The sequence below is a fragment of the Nesterenkonia lacusekhoensis genome (assembly GCF_017876395.1).
In the GTDB taxonomy this organism is placed as follows: Bacteria; Actinomycetota; Actinomycetes; order Actinomycetales; family Micrococcaceae; genus Nesterenkonia; species Nesterenkonia lacusekhoensis.
Genome location: NZ_JAGINX010000001.1, coordinates 2,324,186 through 2,347,336 on the forward strand (window position 1 = coordinate 2,324,186; position 23,151 = coordinate 2,347,336).

19 protein-coding genes and 1 pseudogene are annotated in these 23,151 nt (G+C 67.7%); 10 read left to right on the top strand and 10 right to left on the bottom strand.

Translation table 11 applies throughout. The features are described from left to right. Window positions 1–17: 17 nt before the first annotated feature. Both JOF45_RS11015 and JOF45_RS11020 read right to left on the bottom strand, forming a co-directional pair. Window positions 18–1,202, bottom strand: coding sequence for an FUSC family protein (locus JOF45_RS11015; RefSeq protein WP_245324214.1), 1,185 nt, complete (start codon window positions 1,200–1,202; stop codon window positions 18–20). After that, a complete protein-coding gene (locus JOF45_RS11020; protein WP_210049820.1) occupies window positions 1,199–2,005 on the bottom strand; it encodes a hypothetical protein in 807 nt (268 codons plus the stop codon). Before JOF45_RS11020 ends, JOF45_RS11015 begins: the two co-directional genes overlap by 4 nt. Window positions 2,006–2,289: 284 nt before the next feature. Between JOF45_RS11020 and JOF45_RS11025 the strand changes: the two genes are divergently transcribed. Then, entirely contained in the window at window positions 2,290–3,381 is a 1,092-nt protein-coding gene (locus tag JOF45_RS11025; protein ID WP_210049822.1) for a hypothetical protein, read from the top strand. Window positions 3,382–3,607: 226 nt separating this feature from the next. Here the strand turns inward: JOF45_RS11025 and JOF45_RS11030 are convergent, their stop codons facing one another. Then, window positions 3,608–5,170 (bottom strand): NCS1 family nucleobase:cation symporter-1, encoded by a 1,563-nt coding sequence (locus tag JOF45_RS11030; RefSeq protein WP_210049831.1) that lies wholly within the window; start codon window positions 5,168–5,170, stop codon window positions 3,608–3,610. A 243-nt stretch (window positions 5,171–5,413) separates the two neighbouring features. Between JOF45_RS11030 and radA the strand changes: the two genes are divergently transcribed. After that, window positions 5,414–6,820: a DNA repair protein RadA gene (gene radA, locus JOF45_RS11035; protein WP_210049848.1), complete on the top strand. Its 1,407-nt coding sequence runs from the start codon at window positions 5,414–5,416 to the stop codon at window positions 6,818–6,820. A gap of 102 nt (window positions 6,821–6,922) precedes the next feature. Here the strand turns inward: radA and JOF45_RS11040 are convergent, their stop codons facing one another. Continuing rightward, window positions 6,923–7,849 carry an HhH-GPD family protein gene (locus JOF45_RS11040; RefSeq protein ID WP_210049850.1) on the bottom strand — a complete coding sequence of 309 codons (927 nt, stop codon included), beginning with the start codon at window positions 7,847–7,849 and terminating at the stop codon, window positions 6,923–6,925. A 137-nt stretch (window positions 7,850–7,986) separates the two neighbouring features. After that, window positions 7,987–8,394 (bottom strand): ArsR/SmtB family transcription factor, encoded by a 408-nt coding sequence (locus JOF45_RS11045; protein WP_210049858.1) that lies wholly within the window; start codon window positions 8,392–8,394, stop codon window positions 7,987–7,989. 92 nt (window positions 8,395–8,486) lie between these two features. Here JOF45_RS11045 and arsB point away from each other — a divergent pair, with 92 nt between their 5' ends. The 4 genes from arsB to JOF45_RS11065 are packed head-to-tail and all read left to right on the top strand — an operon-like array spanning window position 8,487 to window position 11,904. Then, a complete protein-coding gene (gene arsB, locus JOF45_RS11050) occupies window positions 8,487–9,614 on the top strand; it encodes an ACR3 family arsenite efflux transporter (protein ID WP_378579606.1) in 1,128 nt (375 codons plus the stop codon). Beyond that, window positions 9,611–10,069 (top strand): arsenate reductase ArsC, encoded by a 459-nt coding sequence (locus tag JOF45_RS11055; RefSeq protein WP_210049871.1) that lies wholly within the window; start codon window positions 9,611–9,613, stop codon window positions 10,067–10,069. Before arsB ends, JOF45_RS11055 begins: the two co-directional genes overlap by 4 nt. Then, complete coding sequence (locus JOF45_RS11060; protein WP_210049873.1) at window positions 10,066–11,391, top strand: NAD(P)-binding domain-containing protein; 1,326 nt, start codon at window positions 10,066–10,068, stop codon at window positions 11,389–11,391. The genes JOF45_RS11055 and JOF45_RS11060 overlap by 4 nt, the downstream gene beginning before the upstream one ends. A 57-nt stretch (window positions 11,392–11,448) precedes the next feature. Further along, on the top strand, window positions 11,449–11,904 hold the full coding sequence (locus tag JOF45_RS11065; protein ID WP_210049876.1) for an arsenate-mycothiol transferase ArsC: 456 nt from the start codon (window positions 11,449–11,451) through the stop codon (window positions 11,902–11,904). Between the two features lie 124 nt (window positions 11,905–12,028). Here the strand turns inward: JOF45_RS11065 and JOF45_RS11070 are convergent, their stop codons facing one another. Continuing rightward, complete coding sequence (locus JOF45_RS11070) at window positions 12,029–14,548, bottom strand: ATP-dependent Clp protease ATP-binding subunit (protein ID WP_210051441.1); 2,520 nt, start codon at window positions 14,546–14,548, stop codon at window positions 12,029–12,031. 392 nt (window positions 14,549–14,940) lie between these two features. Here JOF45_RS11070 and JOF45_RS11075 point away from each other — a divergent pair, with 392 nt between their 5' ends. After that, window positions 14,941–15,402, top strand: coding sequence for a hypothetical protein (locus JOF45_RS11075; protein ID WP_210049878.1), 462 nt, complete (start codon window positions 14,941–14,943; stop codon window positions 15,400–15,402). 16 nt (window positions 15,403–15,418) lie between these two features. Here JOF45_RS11075 and JOF45_RS11080 read toward each other — a convergent pair whose 3' ends face one another. After that, complete coding sequence (locus JOF45_RS11080; protein ID WP_210049887.1) at window positions 15,419–16,150, bottom strand: hypothetical protein; 732 nt, start codon at window positions 16,148–16,150, stop codon at window positions 15,419–15,421. Window positions 16,151–16,176: 26 nt separating this feature from the next. After that, window positions 16,177–16,767: a GNAT family N-acetyltransferase gene (locus JOF45_RS11085; RefSeq protein WP_210049889.1), complete on the bottom strand. Its 591-nt coding sequence runs from the start codon at window positions 16,765–16,767 to the stop codon at window positions 16,177–16,179. Between the two features lie 68 nt (window positions 16,768–16,835). On the opposite strand from JOF45_RS11085, the gene JOF45_RS11090 reads away from it, so the two are divergent. Next, a complete protein-coding gene (locus JOF45_RS11090; protein ID WP_210049891.1) occupies window positions 16,836–17,102 on the top strand; it encodes a FitA-like ribbon-helix-helix domain-containing protein in 267 nt (88 codons plus the stop codon). Further along, window positions 17,099–17,443: pseudogene (locus JOF45_RS13790) on the top strand (type II toxin-antitoxin system VapC family toxin); the annotation flags it as partial. The gene JOF45_RS11090 and the pseudogene JOF45_RS13790, both read left to right, overlap by 4 nt. Window positions 17,444–17,548: 105 nt before the next feature. Here JOF45_RS13790 and JOF45_RS11100 read toward each other — a convergent pair. Further along, on the bottom strand, window positions 17,549–19,003 hold the full coding sequence (locus JOF45_RS11100) for a GntR family transcriptional regulator (protein ID WP_210049894.1): 1,455 nt from the start codon (window positions 19,001–19,003) through the stop codon (window positions 17,549–17,551). Window positions 19,004–19,083: 80 nt separating this feature from the next. Here JOF45_RS11100 and JOF45_RS11105 point away from each other — a divergent pair, with 80 nt between their 5' ends. Further along, window positions 19,084–22,641, top strand: coding sequence for a proline dehydrogenase family protein (locus tag JOF45_RS11105; RefSeq protein ID WP_210049897.1), 3,558 nt, complete (start codon window positions 19,084–19,086; stop codon window positions 22,639–22,641). Window positions 22,642–22,712: 71 nt separating this feature from the next. Here JOF45_RS11105 and JOF45_RS11110 read toward each other — a convergent pair whose 3' ends face one another. After that, a complete protein-coding gene (locus tag JOF45_RS11110) occupies window positions 22,713–23,138 on the bottom strand; it encodes a MerR family transcriptional regulator (RefSeq protein WP_210049899.1) in 426 nt (141 codons plus the stop codon). Window positions 23,139–23,151: the final 13 nt, after the last annotated feature.

Genomic DNA, 23,151 nt, shown 5'->3' on the forward strand with positions numbered 1-23,151 from the left:
GCAGGCTCAGCGAGGGGTCAGTCCAGGGCTGGGAGGTGAGCGACGGCGTCGTCGTGGTCCAACCCAGTGGCCTCCAGCAGGTCGACCACCATGGTGCGCAGCAGCAGGACCACCGTCTCTCCCTCCAAGGTGTCCACGCTGAGCCGCGCGGGGTGGAGCCGCCGGGCCACCTGGGCGTAGGCGTCGCGGGCCACACTCATCCGAGGGCTGTCCCCGGAGCTGGTCTCCGACACGGTCCGGGAGAGCAGCAGCGTGCCCTCGGCCAACTCCTCGAAGACGGTGCCGAGCCGCTCCGCACCGTCGTCGCTCAGCCCCGTGTGATCCAGCATGCTGACCGTGCGGCGCGAGACCACCCGCATGCTGCGCACCGCCAGATCCAGCTGGGAGGCCACCCGATCCATCGAGCGGACATCGTGACGCTGATGGCGGGAAGCCAACGAATACCGTGTCAGTTCGCGCGCCGAACGCACCGACGTGGCCACGTCCTCGATCTGGCTCTGCAGCCCGCGGCAACGGATCAGCGCATGCCAGGCCTGCCGCGAATCGGTGGCGCGCACGGCGGCGCCGGTCTCGCGCAGGGCCTTGATCAGCTCCTCAGCCACCGACTTCAGCTCGCGGACCGGCTCGCGGCGCAGATCCTTCGGGGTGACCGCGCTGATGAGGATGGCCACCAGACCACCGATCACAGCGTCCATGCTGCGGATCAGCGGACCGCCGTCCGGGGCAGGCAGCAGCACCACCAGCATGGCCTGCAGGCCCATCTGCATGGTGAACGTGGCACCCGGATCCAGGATGCGGGCCAACATGATGGAGAAGAAGACGACGGCGAGCGCAGTCCCCAGACCGGTGCCGAAGAAGTAGAGCGTGGTGTCCCCGATGAGGATGCCCAGCGTGCAGCCCAGAGCGATCTCCACCGTGCGCCGCAGCTGGGGCTCCTTGGAGAAGCCCAGGGCGACCAGCGCAGCGACGGCGGCGAAGATGGGAGCCTCATGACCCAGGATCCGTTCGGCGAAGGCATAGGCGCCCACGCCGGCCACCGTCATCTGCAGTGCGGGAAGGATGGAGCGCCGGGCACGGACCAGCCCGGCCGACAGTCGATTGACCAGAAACCGGCGGCCCTCACGCAGGCGGGCGCCGACCCGGCCCACGGCGCGGCTGCGCCGAGAGCTGCTGCGGGCGGAGGTGTCGTCAGGTCCCATCATGCCTCTGCCAAGGTGAACTCGTGGGGCTCGGAGGTGATCCCGCCCAGGCTGACGGTCAGCTCATAGGTGCCGGGCTCAAGGTCTGCCGGCTCGCCGCAGTCCGCGGCGGAGTCCGACCGCGGCCAGGTCAGGTGAGCCCGCTCCGTCTGACCGGGCTCGAAGTCCATCTCCAGGGAGGCGCCGTCGTTGTTCTGGGCTTCGGCGCCGTCTTGGGCTTCTTCATCTTGAGCTTCTTCGCCCTGGGCTTCTTCGTCTTGAGCTTCTTCGTCCTGAGCTTCTTCGTCCTGTGCGCCCGCGCCGCACTGGGCGGTGTTGAAGATCTCGCGGCCGTCGGAGGCCACCACGAAGGTCTGCTGCGCGGTGCCCACATCCAGCGTGCAGCCCTCACTGCCGGTGTTCTCGACCTCGAAGATCAGCAGCGGCGCCTCGTCCGAGGCGTAGGAGTCGTCACCGGTGTCGGCGGTGAGCGTGACGTCATCGGGGGCGCAGCTGCCGTCCGGGCCCTGCTGCTCAGCGTCCTGGTCAGCGTCCTGCTGCGAATCTTGCTGCGCGTCCTGCTCGCCGGAGTCGGCGTCGCCGCTCTGGGCGGAGCCGCTCTGGGCGGAGCCGGCGTCGGCGTCGTCTCCGGACTCTGTCTGCTGGTCCAAGACGGCGTCCTGGGGCTCATCGTCGGTGAACAGGCCGACGATGCTGGAGATGAGCCACCAGAGACCCAGCAGAGCCAGAACCGCGAGGACGCCGACGGCGATCCGCCGGCGCCGGTACACCGCATCGGACTGCCTCCGAGACCCCTGAGAACTCATAGGCCCAAGGATATCGACTGCGACTGGACACCTGCTTCAGCCGAACCGCCCGCGCCGTCGGTGCTGGGGCGGGTGGGGGCCGGCGCTGACAGAAATTGTCCCCACCCTGTTCTCTTGTCCCCGCGAAACTTCCTGGGGATAAGAGAACACAGTGGGGACAATTGCGACCAGGCTGCGCGACTCGGCTCTGCGCCGCAGTGCACGTCGGCCGGTGCGGCGCACGGTTATCCACAGGTTCGGCCTGAGCCCCAGCAGAGCGCGCAGGTTTCCGTCAGGCTGAAGCGATGAGCCGCACCAGGACCCCAGCCCCCTTCGAGTTCCTCGTGGCCGAGCGCCGGCACGACGGCACCCACTCCTCCACCAGGCTCTCCCGGGCCGTCAACCGAGGCGAGCTGCTGCGGATCGAGCGAGGCATCTACCTGCCGCGGGACACCTGGACCGCGGCGGCGCGCTGGCAGCAGTACCTGATGGCACTGACCGCCCATGCCACGGCTCGTCCCGGCGACGTCTTCGCCGCGGAGTCGGCCCTGGCAGCACACGGCCTGCCGCTTCTGCAGGTCCCGCGCTCGATCTCCGTCTTCTGCCGCACACGGAACCGCGCCGGGACACGCCGCCCCGCCCTCTCGACGGGACGAGCCGCTCCCCTACCCCGGGACCAGCTGCCGTTCCCGCTCAGACGCGTCGAACCGCCCCCGGCACGCGGACAGCGACGGGATGCCCACCGGGCCGCACTGCGCAGCGGAGAAGAGCAGATCCCACGCACGGCACTGGCCCAAGGACCGAAGGAATGGCTCCCGACGCCGCCCGCAGGACTCCAGGTGCACCCCCTCCCCCACGCTGTGCTCACCTATGTTCCGCAGATGTCTGCGGCCGACGGGGTGGCCGTCCTCGACGCCGCCCGGCACGGGCAAGGGCCGCTCAGCGGGCAGGCACTCACCACGGAGGACGTCAAGGCCCACGAGCATCTGCTGCACAGCCGGCGGAGGCAGCGCGCATTCGAGCATCTGTGGCAGCTCAGCGACCCGGCCGCAGAGTCTCCCGGGGAGTCATGGTCGCGCGTGATCTTCCATGAGTGGGGCCTGCAGGCCCCGCAGCTGCAGAAGGAGTTCCAGCTGCCCGACGGCGGAACGGCCCGGGTCGACTTCTGGTGGGAAGGCGTTGCGGTGGTCGGCGAATTCGACGGACTCGTCAAATACCGCAGCGACTCCGGGCCCACCGGCGAAGCCGCCGAAGACGTGGTGGTGCGGGAGAAGGTCCGGGAGGACCGGCTGCGCGCCCTGGGCGTGATCGTCATCCGGTGGACATGGGCCGATCTCGCCCACCCGCAGCGGCTGATCCGGCGCCTGCGCCGCGCGGGGGTGCCGCTCGCGAGCTGACGCGGAGAGCGAGGGCCGCTCGCGCGCTGACGCCGGGCTGCGTGAGAGCAGTACAGGGCGGCGTCGGCGCTGAACGTGGGCGGTACAGTGCGGCGTCGGCGTCGGGACTGGTCTTGGCCGCCGCTGACAGAAATTGTCCCCACCCTGTTCTCTTATCCCCGCGAAACTTCCTGGGGATAAGAGAACAGAGTGGGGACGGTTGCGGCGCGGGGCAGGTCGGGTCCGGTCAGGCGGTCGGCTCGCGCTCCGCGACCTCCGACGCCGACGCCGGTGCGGCGCGCTGGGAGCGCATCACCGCGTAGTAGAAGACACCGCCCAGCAGTGCGCCGATGATCCAGGCGAAGCCCTCGAGTTTCTCCAGCTGCTCGACCCAGACCGTTGCCACGGCGAAGACGGCGGCCAGCGCGACGGCGACCAAGGCACGCCGGTTCCACCCGTTGCGGTAGTAGTAGGGGCCGTTCGGGTCCAGGGTGAACATGTCCTCAGTGCGGACCCGGCACCTGCGGATCACGTAGTAGTCGACGACCAGCACACCGTAGAGCGGTGCCAGCAGAGCGCCCAGGGTGTCGACGAACGCCGGCAGGCCGACCTCATCGATGAAGGCCACCCAGAAGGCACCGATCACGAACCCGACGCCGGCGGTGATCCAGCCGCCGGCGGTGAAGCTGATCTTCTGGGGCGCCAGGTTGGCGAGGTCGTAGGCCGGCGGGATGAAGTTGGCCACCAGGTTGATGCCCACCGTGGCCAGCAGGAAGGTGATCGCGGCGACCACGGCGAGCAGCACGGATTCGGTCTGCTCGACGATGTCCGTGGGGTTGGCCATGGGTGTGTCCCCAACGTCCTGGAAGACCACATAGGCCCCGGCCGTGATGAACAGGGACAGGAACGTGAAGAAGGCCAGGGAGAGCGGCAGGCCGGTGAAGTTCCCCAGCTTCATCGAACGCTCGGAGGTCGAGAATCGGGAGAAGTCGCCGAAGTTGATGATGACCGCGGCGAAGTAGGCGACCATCGTGCCGACCACGCCGAAGAACGCGCTGACCGCGGCCCACCCGGTGACATCCTCGGAGGTGAAGATGGAGCCCACAGCGGGGATCATCTCGTCGCCGGCGCGGACCCAGATCATGACCAGCAGGACCACCATGACCACGTAGACGGCGGGCCCGGCGAAGTTCAGGAATCGGGTGATCATGTCGATGCCGCGGGTGAAGATGAGCACCTGCAGCACAGCCACGATCACGTAGGAGATCCAGCCGATGGCGTCCAGACCCATGAAGGTGCCTCCACCGGGGTGGCTCAGCGCGGCGTTGAAGGCCAGTGCCACTGCGGTGGAGGCGAAGTAGGTCTGGGCGCCGTACCAGAAGATCGCGACCACGCCGCGGACCAGAGCCGGGAACTTGGCTCCGAGCACGCCCATGGAAGGCCGGGCCAGGACCGCGTAGGGAACGCCGTGCTTCACGCTCGGGGCCCCGGAGAGGTTGACCAGCCAGTTCACGAAGAAGCCGGCCAGGATGATCGCGGCGAAGACGTACCACCCGCTGATGCCGGCGCCGATGAACAGCGAGGCGGCCAGGGTGTATCCGGCCAGGGACTGCACATCGTTGGTCCAGACGTTGAAGATCTCGAAGGCGCCCCATTTGCGCTTATGTTCGGGCACCGGAGCCAGGTCCTCGTTGTGGAGTCCCGGTGCCGGCGCCTGCCCGGCGGACTGCGGCAGAGCGGGCTGCGGCAGGTTGGACTGCGACGTAGCCGGCCGCGGCTGCGCGCTGGACGCGACGGTGGTCTCAGTCATGAAAGGCGTCTCCGATCGGGAACTTCTGGTGCACCCTGGAGGTGCGGATCGCCTTCACGCTAGCGAGAGAGAAACGACTGTTTCTATCCAGATCGCTCCTTTGGAACAGCCGTTCCATACAATTTACGGCGCTGAAATCTGATGCCCGTGACAGCCCCCTGCCGGAACTCCGTGGAAACTCGCGCAGAAACATGTCAGAACCCCCGGATAGGGTGAGTTCAGAGATCAGAGAGGGGATCACGAGTGGCGAAGAAGAAGGGCGCGCCGAGCTTCGAGTGCACCGAATGTGGCTGGCAGACCGTCAAATGGGTCGGCCGCTGCCCGGAATGCCAGGCCTGGGGCACGGTCGAGGAGAAGGGGCAGGTCACCGCCCGCACGACGGCGGCCTCCAACCTCGCTCAGCCGGCAGAGGCCATCCACGACGTCGACTCCTCGGTCGCCTCCTTCCGCGCCACCTCCATCGGCGAGCTGGACCGGGTGCTCGGCGGCGGGCTGGTCCCCGGCGCAGTGATCCTCATGGCTGGTGAGCCCGGCGTCGGGAAATCCACCCTGCTGCTGCAGGTGGCCTCCTCCGTGGCCAGAGCCCACCCCGAGCAGCCGGTGCTCTATCTGACCGGCGAGGAATCGGCCGCCCAGGTGAAGAAGCGTGCCGAACGCATCGGCGCGATCACCGACGGGCTCTATCTGGCCGCCGAGTCGGACCTGGGCCAGGCCCTCGGACAGGTGGAGGAGACCGGGGCAGAGGCCGGCGGCCCGCAGCTGACCATCATGGACTCGGTGCAGACCTTCTCCTCGGCGGCGGTGGACGGCGCCGCCGGCGGGGTCACACAGATCCGCGAGGTGACCGCCTCGATGATCGAGGCCGCCAAGCGCAAGAACATGACCACGATCCTGGTGGGCCACGTGACCAAGGACGGCAACATCGCCGGCCCCCGGATGCTGGAGCACCTGGTGGACGTGGTCTGCCAGTTCGAGGGCGACCGCCACTCCCGCCTGCGGCTGCTGCGCGCGGTGAAGAACCGCTACGGCCCCACCGACGACGTCGGCTGCTTCGATCTGAACGAGGACGGCCTGACCTCCCTGGCCGATCCCTCCGGGCTGTTCGTCTCCGCGCTGACCGACCGCGTGCCGGGAACCTGCATCACCATCACGCTGGAGGGCCGACGGCCGCTGACTGCAGAGGTCCAGGCACTGGTGGCCGAGTCGCAGGCCTCGCAGCCGCGGCGGGCCGTCTCCGGACTGGATTCGCCACGGGTCTCCATGCTGCTGGCGGTGCTGCAGCGCCGCGCGCGGTTGGCCACCCTGATGAAGTCAGAGGCCTACGTGGCCACAGTGGGCGGAGTGAAGATCACTGAGCCGGCGGCGGATCTCTCCATCGCTCTGGCCGTGGCCTCTGCTGCGCTGGAGAAACCTCTTCCCAACAGGTTCGTGGCCTTCGGCGAAGTCGGATTGGCGGGAGAAGTCCGGCCGGTGCCGGGCCTGCAGCGCCGACTCCAGGAGGCACAGCGTCTGGGCTTCACCCACGCCATCATTCCGCGCAACCCAGACGGCACTGACAGCATTCCTGAGGGAATGCGGGTCAAGGAGGTCGGCTCCCTGCCCGAGGCATTGAATCTGGTGCTCGACGGCGGTCCGCCGAAGGAGGAGTGAGGAGCACTGAATTGCGTACCCCGTTGTCGAGAATCGGGCACCCGATCCGCTCAGAGCGGTCATTCCGGTACACGATTCTGCTCGTCAGAGCACGCCGGCTGGTCAGAGCACACCCGGCAGAGCCACCCTGCCGTCATACTCCTCGGCGAGGTGATCCCTGAGCAAGGACTCCAGGCAGCGTAGACGCTGTTCCGAGGAGGCCTCCGACAGAGGCAGGCTCTCCAGCAGCGTTCCACGTGGAACCGGCTCACCTCTGCGCAGCTCGGCCATGATCGCGCCACGCACCTGACGGTCGGTGCCAGCCCAGGCCTGGCCCTTGGTCTGCTGCTCCTCAGTGGGCGGCGGTGAGCCGGCGGCCACCCAGGCACAGAGATCTGCCACCGGACAGATGGCACACTGCGGCGACTTCGCCGTGCAGATCAGAGCCCCCAACTCCATGACGGACGCGTTCCACGCACAGGCTTCGCGACCCTGGTCATGGGCGGTCTCCGGCATCAGCTCATGGGCCAGCTTCCGCTGGGCGGCGGTGTAGGTCTTGCCCGGCAGCGCGGCGCCGGAGAACACCCGAGCGTGCACCCGCCGGATATTCGTGTCCACCACCACTTCGGGCTGACCGAAGGCGAAGCTTGCCACTGCGGCCGCGGTGTACTCCCCCACGCCGGGCAGGGCACGCAGCTGCTCAACCGTTGTGGGCACCTCATCGGCGTGCCGTTCCACCATCGCCTGGGCCGCGGCCTGCAGCCGCAGCGCCCGGCGTGGGTAGCCGAGCCGATCCCAGACCGTGAGGATCTCGGAGGCCGGCGCGTCCGCCGTCGCCGTCGGGGTGGGCCAGCGGCGCATCCATTCCTCCCAGCGGGGCAGGACTCGGCTGACCGGAGTCTGCTGGAGCATCACCTCGCTGACCATCACGCCCCAGGGGGTGCATTCGGGGCGCCGCCAGGGCAGATCACGGGCCTGCTCCTCGAACCATCCGATCACGCGGGGGCGGACTTCGGCGGGCAGCGGGGCCAGAGGGGAAAAGGCAGACATCGGGACCAGTCTATTTCGCCCAGGAGCGGCCCCATTCCGGATTCGAGCGGGGTTTTGGCCCTTATGGCCCCGAAAATCACTTCATAAGGGCCGAAACCCCGCTCGAATCGCCTGTCGCAGGGCGGCTGATGCGCAGCTCAGCAGCAGGACGCGGCACACTGGGCCGAACCGCCCTTGGACTCCGCGCCGTCGAGCATGCGATTCAGCGCAGTGTCCGCGCAGAGATCTTCGCAGAGCCCCCGCAGCGTGCCGGGGACCGTGGAGTAATAGGTCCAGCTGCCCCGGCGCTCCCGGGTGAGGAAGCCGGCGTCGACCAGGATCTTCAGGTGATGGGAGACCGTTGGCTGCCCCAGGCCGACAGGCTCGGTCAGATCACAGACGCAGGCTTCGCCGCCCTCGGAGGCCGCAATGAGGGAGAGCAGCGTGAGGCGGTTCGGATCGCCGAGTGCCTTGAAGCGCACGGCGAGGTCCGCCGCAGCCTCCGGCTCCAGGCTGGGATGGGCGGGGCCTGCGGCACAGCAGGCTGTGTCACTCTGAGCAGTCATCACGCCTCCGACATCTGGTGATATTGACATCCTTCGATGACACCGAGAATACTGCGGTTATCGAAGTTTGTCGATGACTCGAGAGGAACGCCGTGCCCCGCACTCCCGACGCCGCCAGCCCTGCCGCCAACCCTGCGGCCAGCTCTGCCGACACAGCCCCCGTACTGAACCGGCTGAGCACGCTGGACCGCTTCCTGCCGGTGTGGATCCTCGCGGCCATGGCGCTCGGGCTGCTGCTGGGCGCCGTCGCCCCGGGCTTCGGCACCGCCCTGGAGTCCGTGGAGATCGCGGGGGTCTCGGTGCCCATCGCGGTGGGACTGCTGGTGATGATGTACCCCGTCCTGGCCAAAGTCCGCTACTCCGAGACCGGCTCCGTGCTCGGCGACCGCCGCCTGATCATCACCTCCCTGGTGATCAACTGGCTGCTGGCCCCGGCGTTCATGTTCGCCCTGGCGTGGATCTTCCTGCCGGACCTTCCCGAATTTCGGACCGGTCTGATCATCGTGGGCCTGGCCCGATGCATCGCCATGGTCCTGATCTGGAACGACCTGGCCTGCGGTGACCGTGAGGCGGCCGCTGTCCTGGTGGCCATCAACTCCATCTTCCAAGTCATCATGTTCGGCGTGCTCGGCTGGTTCTACCTGCAGGTCCTGCCCGGCTGGCTGGGCCTGGAGACCACCTCCGCGGAATTCTCCATCGCAGCGATCACGATCTCTGTGCTGGTCTTCCTCGGCATCCCGTTGACCGCCGGCTTCCTGACCCGCACCGTGGGCGAACGTCGCCTGGGCCGCAGCACCTACGAGTCTCGCGTCCTGCCGAAGATCGGCCCGTGGGCGCTCTACGGCCTGCTGTTCACCATCGTGGTGCTCTTCGCGCTGCAGGGTGACCAGGTGCTCAGCCAGCCCGGCGACGTCGCGCGGATCGCCGCTCCCCTGCTGGTCTACTTCGTAGTGACCTTCTGCGCCTCGATGGTGATCGGGAGGCTGCTGCGCATGGACTACGCGCGCTCCACCACCCTGGCCTTCACCGCAGCGGGCAACAACTTCGAGCTGGCCATCGCCGTCTCCATCGCCACCTTCGGCGCGGCCAGCGGACAGGCCCTGGCCGGCGTCGTGGGCCCGCTGATCGAAGTCCCGGTCCTGGTGGGGCTGGTCTATGTGGCCCTGTGGGCACGCCGATTCTTCACTCCTTCCATCCCCACGACTCAGGAGGTGTCATGACACCCGTCGACGAGACTGCCCAGCACATTCCCACCGTGACCTTCGTCTGCGTGCACAACGCCGGGCGCTCCCAGATGGCCGCCGGCTTCCTCCGCGCTCTGGGCGGAGACCGCGTGCGCGTCTACTCCGGCGGCACCCAGCCAGCCGAATCTGTGAACCCTGCCGCTGTGGAGGCCATGGCCGAGGCCGGGATCGACATCTCCGGACGCGGCACCAACGAGCTGTCAGCCGACATGCTCCAGGAGTCCGACGTCGTGATCACCATGGGATGCGGCGACGACTGCCCGTTCTACCCCGGCAAGCGCTACGAGGACTGGCCGCTGGCTGACCCGGCCGGCAAGGCTCTGGAGGAAGTCCGGGGCATCCGGGATGAGATCCGCGGCCACGTGGAGGATCTGCTCCGATCCTTCGATCTGGCACCGGCCGCTCCTTCAGACCCGGAGGTTGGACAGTGACGAGCCACAGACCGACAGTTGCCGTGATCGGGGCAGGACCAGTGGGCCTGGCCGCCGCCGCTCATCTGCTGGAGCACGACCTGGAACCTCTTGTGCTGGAGGCAGGCGAGAGCATCGGCGCCGCAGTGCGCGCCTGGGGACATATCCGGCTCTTCTCCCCGTGGCAGTACACCCTCGACGACGCCGGTCTGCGTCTGCTCCGCGGCACCGGTTGGCTCCAGCCCAGCCCGGAGGCGCTGCCCACCGGTCACGAGCTGGTCGATCGGTACCTGGAACCGCTGGCCGCCGTGCCTGCGCTGCGTGAGCGGGTCCGCACCGGGCACCACGTCACAGCGGTGAACCCAGATGCCGAGGGATTCGCCCTGCAGGTGGAGCGCGCCGACGCCGGCCGGACCGTTGTGCGAGCCGGTGCTGTGCTGGATACTTCCGGCACCTGGGCGCTGCCTTCCGGCCTGGGCATCTTCGGCGAGCCGGTTTCTGGTGAGCAGCAGGCTGAGGACCACGGCCTGCTCCTGGGGCCGCTTCCCGATGTGCGTGGGGCTGACCGGGAGAGGTTCGCCGGGCGCCGGACCGTCGTGGTCGGGGCAGGGCACAGTGCGGTCAACACGCTGCTGGCCCTGGCTGACCTGCAGCGGGAGGAGCCTGCCACCCAGGTGATCTGGGCCGTCCGCCGCGCCTCCCCGGAGAAGACCTACGGCGGCGGGGACCGCGATGAGCTCCCAGCACGTGGAGCCCTCGGTGCCAGGCTGCGGGAACTCGTGGATGCCGGACGCATCGAACTGATCACCTCCGCTCAGACCGAGCAGGTCCTGGCGGAGCAGTCGAGCGGCGTCGGCGTCGTGCTCTCCGATGGGCGGGTGATTCGTGCCGATGTCCTGATCCGGGAGACCGGGTTCCGGCCTGACCTGGGGCTGCTGGACGGTCTCGCGCTGGATACCGATCCTGCCCTGGAGGCGCCGAGCGCCTTGGCTCCGCTCATCGACCCGACCCGGCATTCCTGCGGCAGCGTCCCCGCTCATGGCGCTTCGGTGCTGGCCCAGCCGGAGGAGGGACTGTTCATCGCCGGGATGAAGTCCTACGGTCGGGCTCCCACCTTCCTGCTGGCCACCGGTTATGAGCAGGTCCGGTCCATCGCCGCCCACCTGGCGGGCGAGGACGCCTCACCGCGCCAGCTGAACCTGCCGGAGACCGGCGTCTGCGGAGGAGACCCGACGCCGGCACCTCCAGAGAAGAGCGGGCTGGGGAGCGGTGCGTCAGGGAGCGGTGCGTCAGGGGCCAGTGCGCTGCCCCTGACCGCTGAGACCACCAGTTGCTGCAGCTGACTCCGATCACCCGGGGTGAGATATCAGAGACCAGACACCAGAGATCGAGGAGAACTGATGAGCGAGACTCACGACACGGGAAGGCCCGATGCCCCAACGCCCGGCGTGCTGTTCGTCTGCGTGCGCAACGGCGGCAAATCGCAGATGGCCGCTGGCCTGATGCGCCGCGAGCTGGAGACCTCCGGCGCGGGTGACCGCCTCCGCGTCAGCTCTGCCGGCACGCAGCCGGGCACCAGCATCAACGCGCTCTCTGCAGAGGTCCTGGAGGAAGTGGGGGCCGATGTCAGCGGCGAGACCCCCACCCAGCTCACCGATGACGCGATGCGGGATGCCGGGCTGGTGATCGTGCTCGGCGCCGAGGCTCAGGTACAGGCCCCGGAAGGCGTGTCTGTCGAGCGCTGGGAGACCGATGAACCCAGCGCCCGTGGGATCGAGGGCCGGGACCGGATGGAGCTCATCCGGGATGACATCCATGCCCGGGTCAGCGAGCTGAAGCGCCGTCTTCTCAGCTGAGACGCGCTGAGGAGAGCCTGACTGAAGGCCGAGAGGGCGTCGCCCAGAAACCTGGACGGACACAGAAAGGCCCGGAGCCCTCGCCATGAGGTGCTCCGGGCCTTTCTGCTGTGGAAACGCCTGGTCAGCTCTCGATCGCAGCCGGCTCGTCGGCCGCCTCGATCTCCGGGGCCGGCTCCTTCCAATCGAAGGTGAGCTCGCGCTCGGCACCTTCTCCCTTGAGTCCGATGCTGATCTCAGCGCCCGGCGGGATCTCACCGAAGAGGATCCGCTCGGAGAGCTGGTCCTCGATCATGGACTGGATGGTCCGGCGCAGCGGACGGGCACCCATCGTCGGGTCGTAACCCTTCTCCGCGAGGAACTCACGAGCAGGCTGCGTGACGTCCAGCGTCATGGACTGCTCGGCGAGGCGACCGCGGAGGCGGTTGACGAACAGGTCCACGATCTTGACGATCTCGGACTGCTCCAGCTGCGGGAAGACGATGGTGTCATCCACGCGGTTGAGGAACTCGGGACGGAAGTGCTGACGCAGCTCCTCGTTGACCTTGCCCTTCATCCGCTCGTAGTTGGTGGACACGTTGGTGGTCGACGTGAACCCGGTCATCACACCCTTGGAGATGTCCTTGGTGCCCAGGTTGGTGGTCATGATGATCACCGTGTTCTTGAAGTCCACCACGCGGCCCTGGGAGTCGGTCAGGCGACCGTCCTCCAGGATCTGCAGCAGCGAGTTGAACAGGTCCTGGTGCGCTTTCTCCACCTCGTCGAAGAGCACCACGGAGAAGGGACGACGCCGGACCTTCTCGGTCAGCTGGCCGCCCTCCTCATAGCCTACGTAGCCCGGAGGGGCACCGAAGAGGCGAGAGACGGTGTGCTTCTCCTGGAACTCGGACATGTCCAGAGTGATCATGGCTTCCTCGTCACCGAAGAGGAACTCCGCCAGGGACTTGGCCAGCTCCGTCTTACCCACACCGGTGGGGCCGGCGAAGATGAAGGAGCCGGAGGGACGGTTGGGGTCCTTCAGGCCGGCACGGGTGCGGCGGATCGCACGGGAGAGGCTCTTGACGGCCTCGTCCTGGCCGATGACCCGCTTGTGCAGCTCCTCCTCCATGCGCTTGAGCCGGTCGGACTCCTGCTCGGTGAGCTTGAAGACCGGGATGCCGGTGGAGAACGCGAGGACCTCGGCGATCAGGTCGCCGTCGACCTCTGCGATCTCATCCATGGAGCCGGACTTCCAGGCATCTTCCTTCGCCTGCCGCTCATCGGTGAGCTTCTGCTCCTGATCGCGCAGGTTGGCCGCACCCTCGAAGTCCTGGGCGTCGATCGCGGCTTCCTTCTCGCGCCGGACGTCCTCGATCTTGGCGTCGAACTCCTTGAGCTCCGGCGGCGGGGTCATCTTCTGGATGCGCAGCCGAGCGCCGGCCTCATCGATCAGGTCGATGGCCTTGTCTGGCAGGAACCGGTCGTTGATGTACCGGTTGGCCAGGTTGGCCGCGGCCTCCAGAGCCTCCTCGGTGATCGAGACCTTGTGGTGGGCCTCGTACCGGTCGCGCAGGCCCCGCAGGACCTGCACGGTGGTCTCCACCGAGGGCTCCTCCACCTGGATCGGCTGGAAGCGGCGCTCCAGCGCGGCGTCCTTCTCGATGTGCTTGCGGTACTCATCCAACGTGGTCGCGCCGATGGTCTGCAGCTCACCGCGGGCCAGCATGGGCTTGAGGATGTTGGCGGCGTCGATGGCACCTTCGGCGGCGCCTGCGCCCACCAGCGTGTGGATCTCATCGATGAACAGGATGATGTCGCCGCGGGTGCGGATCTCCTTGAGCACCTTCTTCAGGCGCTCCTCGAAGTCACCGCGGTAGCGGGAGCCTGCCACCAGGGAGCCGAGGTCCAGGGTGTAGAGCTGTTTGTCACGGAGGATCTCCGGGACGTTGCCGTTGACGATGTCCTGGGCGAGGCCCTCGACGACGGCAGTCTTGCCGACGCCGGGCTCGCCGATGAGCACCGGGTTGTTCTTGGTGCGACGGGCCAGCACCTGCATCACGCGCTCACGCTCGTAGTCGCGGCCGACCACCGGGTCCAGCTGCGCTTCGCGGGCGGCTGCGGTGAGGTTGCGCCCGAACTGGTCCAGGACCACGGAGCCGGAGGGGTTGCCCTCCTGGTTGCCGCCCTGGCCGACGCCGGCACCGGCCTTCTCGCCCTGGTTGCCGCCGGAGTAGCCGGAGAGCAGCTGGATGACCTGCTGGCGGACCTTATTGAGGTCGGCGTTCATCTCCACCAGGACCTGGGCGGCGACGCCCTCGCCTTCGCGGATCAGGCCCAGCAGGATGTGCTCGGTGCCGATGTAGTTGTGACCCAGCTGCAGGGCCTCGCGCAGCGAGAGCTCCAGGACCTTCTTGGCACGAGGGGTGAAGGGGATGTGGCCCGAGGGTGCGTTCTGCCCGGGACCGATCTTCTCCTGCACCTTCTCGCGGACTCCCTGCAGGGAGATGTCCAGGGACTCGAGCGCCTTCGCTGCGACGCCCTCACCCTCGTGGATGAGGCCGAGCAGAATGTGCTCAGTACCGATGTAGTTGTGGTTGAGCATGCGTGCCTCTTCTTGGGCAAGCACAACGACGCGCCGCGCGCGGTCCGTGAACCTCTCGAACATGGCCAATCGACACTCCTAGCGTTGACTTGTCTCCAGGCTACGGCGTGATGACGACGACGGCGCCCCTGTTCGCCACGGGGAAAAGTCAGGTGTGCACTAACCGGGTTCAGAGGGTTCTAATCGCCGCTTGCTCACCTATGCCTCGCCGGCTCAGATGGGCAATTCACCTGAGCCCCATCTACTTCATCGAGTCGTTGGCAACGACTCCTTGATACGATCATGTCGGCGCCCCACCAAGACCCAAGCCCGTGGAGGAACGTGAGATGCGAGGACACTGCAACGACCACTCGTGGCACAATTCGCGCTGCCAGAAGTGCAATGGCGCGAATTTTGCCCAAGGGGCGGCTGAACAGCGGACTCGAGTCCCGCGCGGCGCTCAGTATCGAGCCTCGTTGGAAGCCGAGCGAGAGCGCAAGGCAGAACGCCGTCGTGGACGCGAAGCGGAGCTTCGCCGCTTACAGGCCGAAGACCGCGCAGCCCCCAAACCCACACCACGGGATCGGGTTCAAGCAGGCATCATCGGAGCCGTCGCCGCCTTCCTCTTCCTACTCTCCACGCTCCCGAGCCCCTCGGTCGCCCAGGACCTCGGAATACTTCCCCTCGTGGTCTTGGGCGGGACAGCCGCCTTCCGGTTCCTGCGAGGTGGCCTGGGCAATCTGATCCGAGTGAACGCCGTCGACGGTGCAGTCTTCGGCATGCTTCTGGGCGCAGCTCTCCTCGCAAGCGGTGAAGCCGGCAGCCCCAGCGGCATGGCTATCGCCGGACGCGTGCTGATCGCGGTGTTCTTCGCCGCCGTCTCCGGAGGTCTGGCTTATCTCCTGCGACGCCGCGCAAGTACCTCCTCCTCCGATTGACTTCAGGCCAGACTGCTCATATACGAATGACCGGGTTGGTCCCACGAGGCCCCAGACGGAGCAAGGTGCCGCTGAGGGCCTCCGCGACCGATTGATCAGCCTCATCGGCAGGCTCCGGATCAGCCAGCGAGGAGAGATGACCGTCTCCTGACGGTTCCAGCAGACGACGCCGCTGTCCCGTTCCGGGCTCAATGAGCCACCCGGTGCCGGCGAAGAATTTCGTGGAGCTGTAGCGCGTCCAATCCTGGACCTTGAAGACGTAGGGGGCATAGCCGAAACGTGTGGGGACCAGGTAGCTGAGATCGGGACGAAGTCGCCAATACCCACGGGCCGCCTGCCAGACTTCCTGAGCAGTGTCATCCACTGCCATGCCGATCCACCGCCGCGGATAGCCACTCTCAGGATGTTCACGTGGAAGCTCTTCACGAGGTACATCTTTCGCGTCAGCCTCACGGCGTCGGTTGACGCCCTCGCTGACGATCGGCCCCATACGCAACAGACCCACGCGGTGCGGAGCCAGCTTCTGGGCCAGTTCCTCCATACCCAAGGTCTCGCCAGCCTCGAATCGTGCACAGATCTCCGAAGCCTTCGCAGCCTCAGCTCCAAGATCCGCTCGATCAGTGGGCAGACCTGCCGCCAAGAGGAGCTCGACCACATCAGCCGAGTCGATGCCCCACCGCTGTGCCGTCTCTTCCACCCGGTCGAAGAGCCGGTGCGGCAGCGCGAGGCGCGGGAGTCCTTGGGGCATCTCTCCAGTCTAGGGCGGAGGAAGAATCAGGCGCCTGAGCTGCGCCCGTAATGCTCGTGGTACTCGGCGTCGAGCATGCCCATCAGCAGCTGATCGTGGAAGGCGCCGCGGTGGAAGACCGCGTTGCGACGCCGCCCTTCCAGGCTGAATCCGAGCTTCTGGTAGACCCGCACGGCCCGCTCGTTGAACGAGTAGACCTGCAGCTCCACCTTGCGGGCACCCATCTCCAGGAACGCCAGGCGCAGGGCCAACAGCACCGTCTCCCTGCCGTATCCCCCGTTCTGGAAGGCCGGGCCCATCATGATCCCCAACGTCCCGATCAGCGCAGGCGGGGTGATGCCGTGGATCGCGACGTGGCCGGCCACCTCTCCCGCATGAGTGGTCACGGCATAGGCCACAGAGGAGCTGTCCCCATTGCCGGACCAGGCGGACAGCTTCTCCTCCACCGCAGCACGCGGCTTCTTGACGATCTGATCCTGCTGGAACAGCGCGACGTCGGGCTCGTTCCACCACTCGGCCAGGATGGGCAGGTCCTCCGGACGCTGCTCGCGCAGCCGCACCTTCTCTCCCTGCAGAAGATCGCGCGACCAGGAGACCATCTCGTCGAAGTCACTCATGAGCCAACACTATCGGGGCCCACCGGGTGCGCTCAGCTTCCTCCAACCCAGCGACCATTGCATGCAGAGTGCATGAACCCGATACTGAGCCCATAGGCACCATTCAGATCCGGGACGTCCCGGACGACGTGATCAAAGCACTGAAGAAGCAGGCCGCCGCGCTGGGGCTGTCCCTCAGCCAATACCTGCGCCAGGAACTGATCGAATCATCCCAGCAGTCAGCCTGGCAGGAGGTCTTTGATGAGATCGACGCCGAGCACGCGAAGCATGGTCGGCCGAATATCGATATGGAGGCAGTGGTCGCTGACATCCGCGAGCGGCGGGGAGAGATATGAGGCCGCTGGTGCTCGATGCCTCCGCCGCCTTTGAACTGGTGACTGAGGGCCGTCAATCTTCGGGCTCGTCCGCCCTCGCCACGCACCGTGTGTTCGCACCTGAAGTCATGATCCCGGAGACGCTCAACACGCTGCGGGGCAATGTGCTACGAGGGACGCTTGACGAAAACCGGGCTGCGTCCGCGGTGAAGAGGCTCCGGCGGGCACCGGTGCGGTTCGCTTCCATGAAGCACCTCTCGCAGGCCGCCTGGGCACTCCGGCATGACGTCTCTCCCTATGACGCCATGTACATCGTCCTGGCCCAGCTGCTGGATACACGAGTCCTCACCGCAGATGCCCGGCTGGCACGGGCTTGCCCCGGAGAGGACTCAGCTGATCCGCTGACTACGACAGCGGGCGCCCCAGCCCTGCCGCGCCTGTCCGCCTGTCCGCCTGCTGGGCGAAACTCACCGGCTCAGCCGCGACCAGAGGTCGGCGTCGAAGGATTCCGGCGCGAGCGCGGACATATGCCGCACCGCATGATCCAACTTGGAGCGCCAGGTCCGCACCGCATCTTCTGCCCGGCCCTCCAGCACAGCACTGAGGATCCGTCGGTCATCGCCGACGATCCGGTCCACCGCTGGGGTGTAGTCCAGCTGCAGCACGGAGATGAACATCCGCACCCGCAGGGTCAGCGCGTGGAAGCTGCGCGCCGACTGCTCCAGCCCGGCGGCCTCGGCCAGCTCCTGCTGAAACTGCAGATCGGCCTGGCCGACGTCGGTCAGGGTGCCTTCCGCAGCAGCCGCCTCCACCGCGCCGAGTGCCAGCCGCACCGGCAGCAGCCGATGTCGCGGCGCTGTGGCGCAGCCGCGCAGCAGCACCATTCCCACATGCAGCCGCGCCGCGTAGAGATCGATCACATCCGCACCGGTGACTGCAGGGACGCTGAACCCGCCCTCGGCCGAAGCCAGCAGCCCATCATCGGCTAACCGACGCATCGCCGAACGCACCGTCCCGACGCCGAGTCCCAGCGTCGCGGCCAGCGGTCCGGGAGTGATGCGGTCGCCGGCTCGGTACCCGGAGTCCATGATCTCTTTGCGCAGTGCGATGGCGATCTGCTCGGTCACCGAGAGCTCCACCTTGGGCAGCCATGGGTTCTGCGGGGCGCGGCCCGGCGGCGGGTACTCCGCGACGGCGAGCGCAGCGTCTGAGTCAGAAACTATGGCAGTTTTCTCCGCCGATTCCTCCCGGGCCCAGCTGACCCCGTGCAGGCCCCTCCCGGCGCGCGCGGCCAGCAGGCGCAGCAACTCCCCGGGTATCGCATCCGCAACGGCGGCACAGCGGTCCAGCAGAGCCGCCGCCTCTGCGAGGAACTCTTCCCAAGGACGCTCCCCCGGCCGCCACCGGACACTCAGGGATCCAGTCGGCGCACCGCCCTCGCCCAGATGTGTTGAATTCGCGGGAACTGCACCCTCACGGGGCCCCGTTCCCGAGAATTCAACACGTCGGGCAGCCGGGGCCTCGGGATCCGTCCACTCAGCAGCGCCCGAGACCCACAGTGCGGCCATCAGGGCCGCGGCCCGTCGGGAGAACGCCGTCGGACCCACCCTCTGCGAAACCGCTGGAACGGGCTCGAAGACCAGCCGGATCGACGGGAAGGTCACCTCCATCTCCTTCAGCCGGAGCGGCACCTCCTCGCCAGCAACCGTCACGACGCCGCCCGCTCCCCCGCGGATCCGGCGGAAGGCGCGGCTCACCAGGGTCTGACTCAGACCCGTCAGCTCAGCGACGCGCCGCGTGGAGAACTCGCGGGTGCCCACACGAGGCCCGGCGGTGGCCAGCACACTGGCCACGATGCGATCCGCCGATTCCTGGATCCGCGGACGCCCGCGCTGCACGTCACCAGCACCCTCTGCTGCCATCCGTCCATTCTGACTCATTCTGTCTCGAATCGGCAGCGCAGACGTTCCCCACTGAGCCCGTTGCGCCCCAGACTGTTGCCATGGCAGACCACACACGCACCGAGCTGAACCGACTGGCCGAGGCCTCCATCGAGAAGGTCACCCAATGGCTGCGCGCCACTCAGGACTCCGGGGTCAAGCCCCACGCCTCCGCCCAGCGCCTCTCCCAGGTGCTCTCCCACCCCACCGGCTTGGACTTCACCGTCGGGTTCGTGGACCGGGTCATCCGCACCGAAGACTCCAAGGCAGCGGCCCAGGCCCTCTCCGAGCTGGGTGATCTCGCCCCGGACACCCTCTCGGCTCTGGACCGGGCCCAGATCCAGGCCGGCTCGAAGCTGGGGAAGCTGATGCCCGGCGTCGTCGTCCCTGCGGCGCGGACCCGGATGCGTTCCATGGTGGGCCACATGGTCATCGACGCCCGCGATGAGCAGTTCGGCAAGGCCGTCTCGGAGATCCGCAAGGACGGGCACCGACTGAACATCAACCTGCTCGGTGAGGCCGTCCTCGGCGAGGAGGAGGCCGATAAGCACCTGGAGGACACCGTCCGGCTGCTGCGCCGCGACGATGTGGACTACGTGTCCATCAAAGCCTCCTCCATCGCCTCCCAGATCTCCATGTGGGGCTTCGAGGAGTCGGTGGACTACGTGGTCGACCGCCTGATCCCGCTCTACACCGAGGCGGCCAAGGCTCCTGCAGGTTCCAAGTTCATCAACCTGGACATGGAGGAGTACGGGGACCTGCGGCTGACCATCGCTGTGTTCAAGAAGCTGCTCTCCTTGGAACAGATGAAGCACTACGAGGGCGGAATCGTCATCCAGGCCTACCTGCCCGATGCCCTGGCCGCGGTCCAGGAGCTCACCGAATTCGCCGCCGCCCGTGTGGCCGACGGCGGCGCCGGAATCAAGATCCGCCTGGTCAAGGGCGCCAACCTGGCGATGGAGCACGTCCACGGTGACATCCACGACTGGCCCGTGGTCACCTGCGAGTCCAAGGAAGCCTCCGACGCGAACTACAAGCGCGTGCTGCACTGGCTGCTCACCCCCGAGCGCATGGCCGGTGTCCGGCTCGGCGTGGCCGGGCACAACCTCTTCGACATCGCCTTCGCCCACCTGCTGGGCGTGGAGCGCGGGGTCCACAACATCGAGGGCGCAGGTCGCCTGGAGTTCGAGATGCTGCAGGGCATGGCCGCTGAGCAGCAGGGCCCGATCAGTGACGATGTGGGCCAGCTGCTGCTCTACGTCCCGGCGGTCCGTCCGGCCGAATTCGACGTCGCGATCTCCTATCTGGTGCGCCGCCTGGAGGAGAACGCCGCCAGTGAGAACTTCATGTCCGGCATCTTCGAGCTCTCCGTGGACGAGCAGGGCCAGGGTTCGGAGATCTTCCGGCGCGAGGCCGAGCGCTTCCACAGCTCCATCGCCTCGCTGGGCGAGATCCTCGAACGCGACGGGGAGACCGCCCCCACCCCGCAGCACACCCAGGACCGCACCGCCGAGGAACAGCACGACGCCGACGACTACAGCGGCGGCATCCCGGAGTTCCGCAATGAGCCGGACACCAACCCCGCGCTGGAGGCCAACCAGCGCTGGGCCGAGGACGTGGTGGAACGCGCCACACCCGAGTGGTTGGCCGGGCAGTCCCTGCCGCAGAGGCTGGACGCCGCAGAGGTCGACTCCCTGGTGGCCGACGCCCGCAGCGCCGCCGAGCAGTGGGCCGCCCGCCCGGCCACCGACCGTGCGGCGATCCTCTACCGTGCGGCTGACATCATGGCGTCCCGCCGCGGTCACCTCGCCTCCATCGCGGCCGCCGAGGTCGGCAAGTCGGTGGCGCAGTCGGACCCGGAGATCTCCGAGGCCATCGACTTCCTGCGCTACTACGCCCACCGCGCCGTGGAGCTGGAGCAGGTGGAGCACGCCGTCTTCACCCCGGATCGTCTGGTGCTGATCACCCCGCCGTGGAACTTCCCGCTGGCCATCCCTGCCGGCGGTACTGCGGCCGGACTGGCAGTGGGCGCGGCCGTGATCCATAAGCCCTCCAGCCCCACACCGCACTGCTCGATGGCGCTGTTGGAATGCCTGTGGGACGCCGGGGTGCCGCGCGAGGTGCTCCACGGCGTCTTCCCGGACGAGTCCGAGGCCGGCCAGAAGCTGATCTCCCATGACGGGGTGGACCGTGTGATCCTCACCGGCGCCTCGGAGACCGCTGCGCTGTTCCGGTCCTGGAAGCCTGAGCTGAACATCAACGCCGAGACCTCCGGCAAGGACGCGCTGATCGTCACCCCGGCGGCCGACCGCGACCTCGCCGTGGCCGATCTGGTCCGTTCGGCCTTCGGCCACGCCGGCCAGAAGTGCTCGGCGGCCAGCCTGGGCATCCTGGTGGGCTCGGTGGCGCACTCGGAGCGCTTCCGCCGCCAGCTGGTGGATGCGGCGTCGTCCCTGGTGGTGGACTGGCCGCAGAACCTCTCCGCCACGGTGGGACCGCTGACCGAGCTGCCTTCGGAGAAGCTCACCCGCGCCCTGACCACTCTGGAGCCGGGCGAGTCCTGGCTGCTGGAGCCCAAACAGCTCGACGACACCGGCCGGCTCTGGAGCCCCGGCATCAAGGCCGGGGTGAAGCCGGGCAGTTTCTTCCATCTGACGGAGGTCTTCGGCCCCGTGCTCGGGCTGATGGAGGCGGAGGACCTGGAGGAGGCCATCGAGCTCCAGAACGCGGTCGACTACGGCCTGACCGGCGGCATCCACTCCTTGGAGCCGGCTGAGGTGGAGCAGTGGCTGGATCAGGTCCAGGTGGGCAACGCCTATGTGAACCGCGGGATCACCGGGGCCATCGTCCAGCGTCAGCCCTTCGGCGGCTGGAAGAAGTCCTCCGTGGGCCTGGGCTCCAAGGCCGGCGGACCCAACTACCTGATGCTCTTGGGCACGTGGAGCGACGCCTACGGCACCGAGGGCGCGCCGGCGCCGAAGAACGCCATCTCCAGCCCGGCGGCGGGTCTGCTGACCGCCGTGCGGGAGAACGAGCTGCTCAGTGCCGAAGACCTGGACTGGGTCCGCACCGCAGCCGCCGACGACGCCCACTGGTGGGCTGAGGAGTTCGGCGCGGCCAAGGACCGGACCGGCCTGGACTCGGAGGCCAACATCTTCCGGTACCGCAGCCAGGAGGTGCTGCTGCGGTTCAGCGAGGACGCTCCGGTGCGCGAGGTGGTCCGCACTCTGGCCGCTGCCACTGTGACCGGATCACCGGTGAGCATCTCCTATGCGCCCAGCGTGAGCGATGAGACGAAGAAGGCGCTCACCGCACTCGCTGGTGAACTGGGACTGACCCTGGCCAGGGAGGCTAACGCCAATTTCGCCGCCGAGCTCGCCGCCGGCAGCTGCGACGTCGGAGTCGGCGCGCGTGTCCGTGTGGTCGGGACCCTGTCGGCTGAGGTCCGCGAAAAGCTCGCTCCCCGCCCCGAGGTCGCTCTGCTCGACGACGCCGTCACCTCCTCCGGCCGTGTGGAGCTGCGGTACTGGGTGAAGGAGCAGTCGGTGTCCATGACGCTGCACCGCTTCGGCAACCCGAGCCGCCGGTTCCACGACCTGGCGGATGAGCTGAAGAAGTAGGGACTCCGAGCAGACGGGCGAGGGGCCGGGCCGCGGGCCTGGCCCCTCGCCCGTCTGCAGGCTCAATCGCCTCAGGTGCGGTCCTGCCCGGCCTGCCGCGCCCCGCGGTCGACCTGGCCCTCCAGACGTTCGATGAACTCATCGGCCATCTCGACCTTCCGGGCGAGCTTCTCCCTGCGCTCTCGGGCGTCGGCGAGCATAGCCTCGATCTTCTCCACGGGTGCGGGGTGGGCACCCTCGGCCAGAGCGTCAGTGAGCTCGAGCAGCTCACGCATCTGCTCGATGCTGAATCCCAGGGGCTTCATACGGCGGATCAGCATGAGCCGCTCGACGTCTTCATCGGTGTAGAGGCGGAATCCGCCGGCACTCCGCCCAGAAGAAGTCAGGAGTCCGACGTCGTCGTAGTGGCGCAGAGTGCGCAGCGACATCCCCGAGATTTCGGCGACTTCGCCGATATGCCGCGTCGGCTCCTCCAGGTCCCGCTGTTCACTGCTCATTCCCCTATTGTCC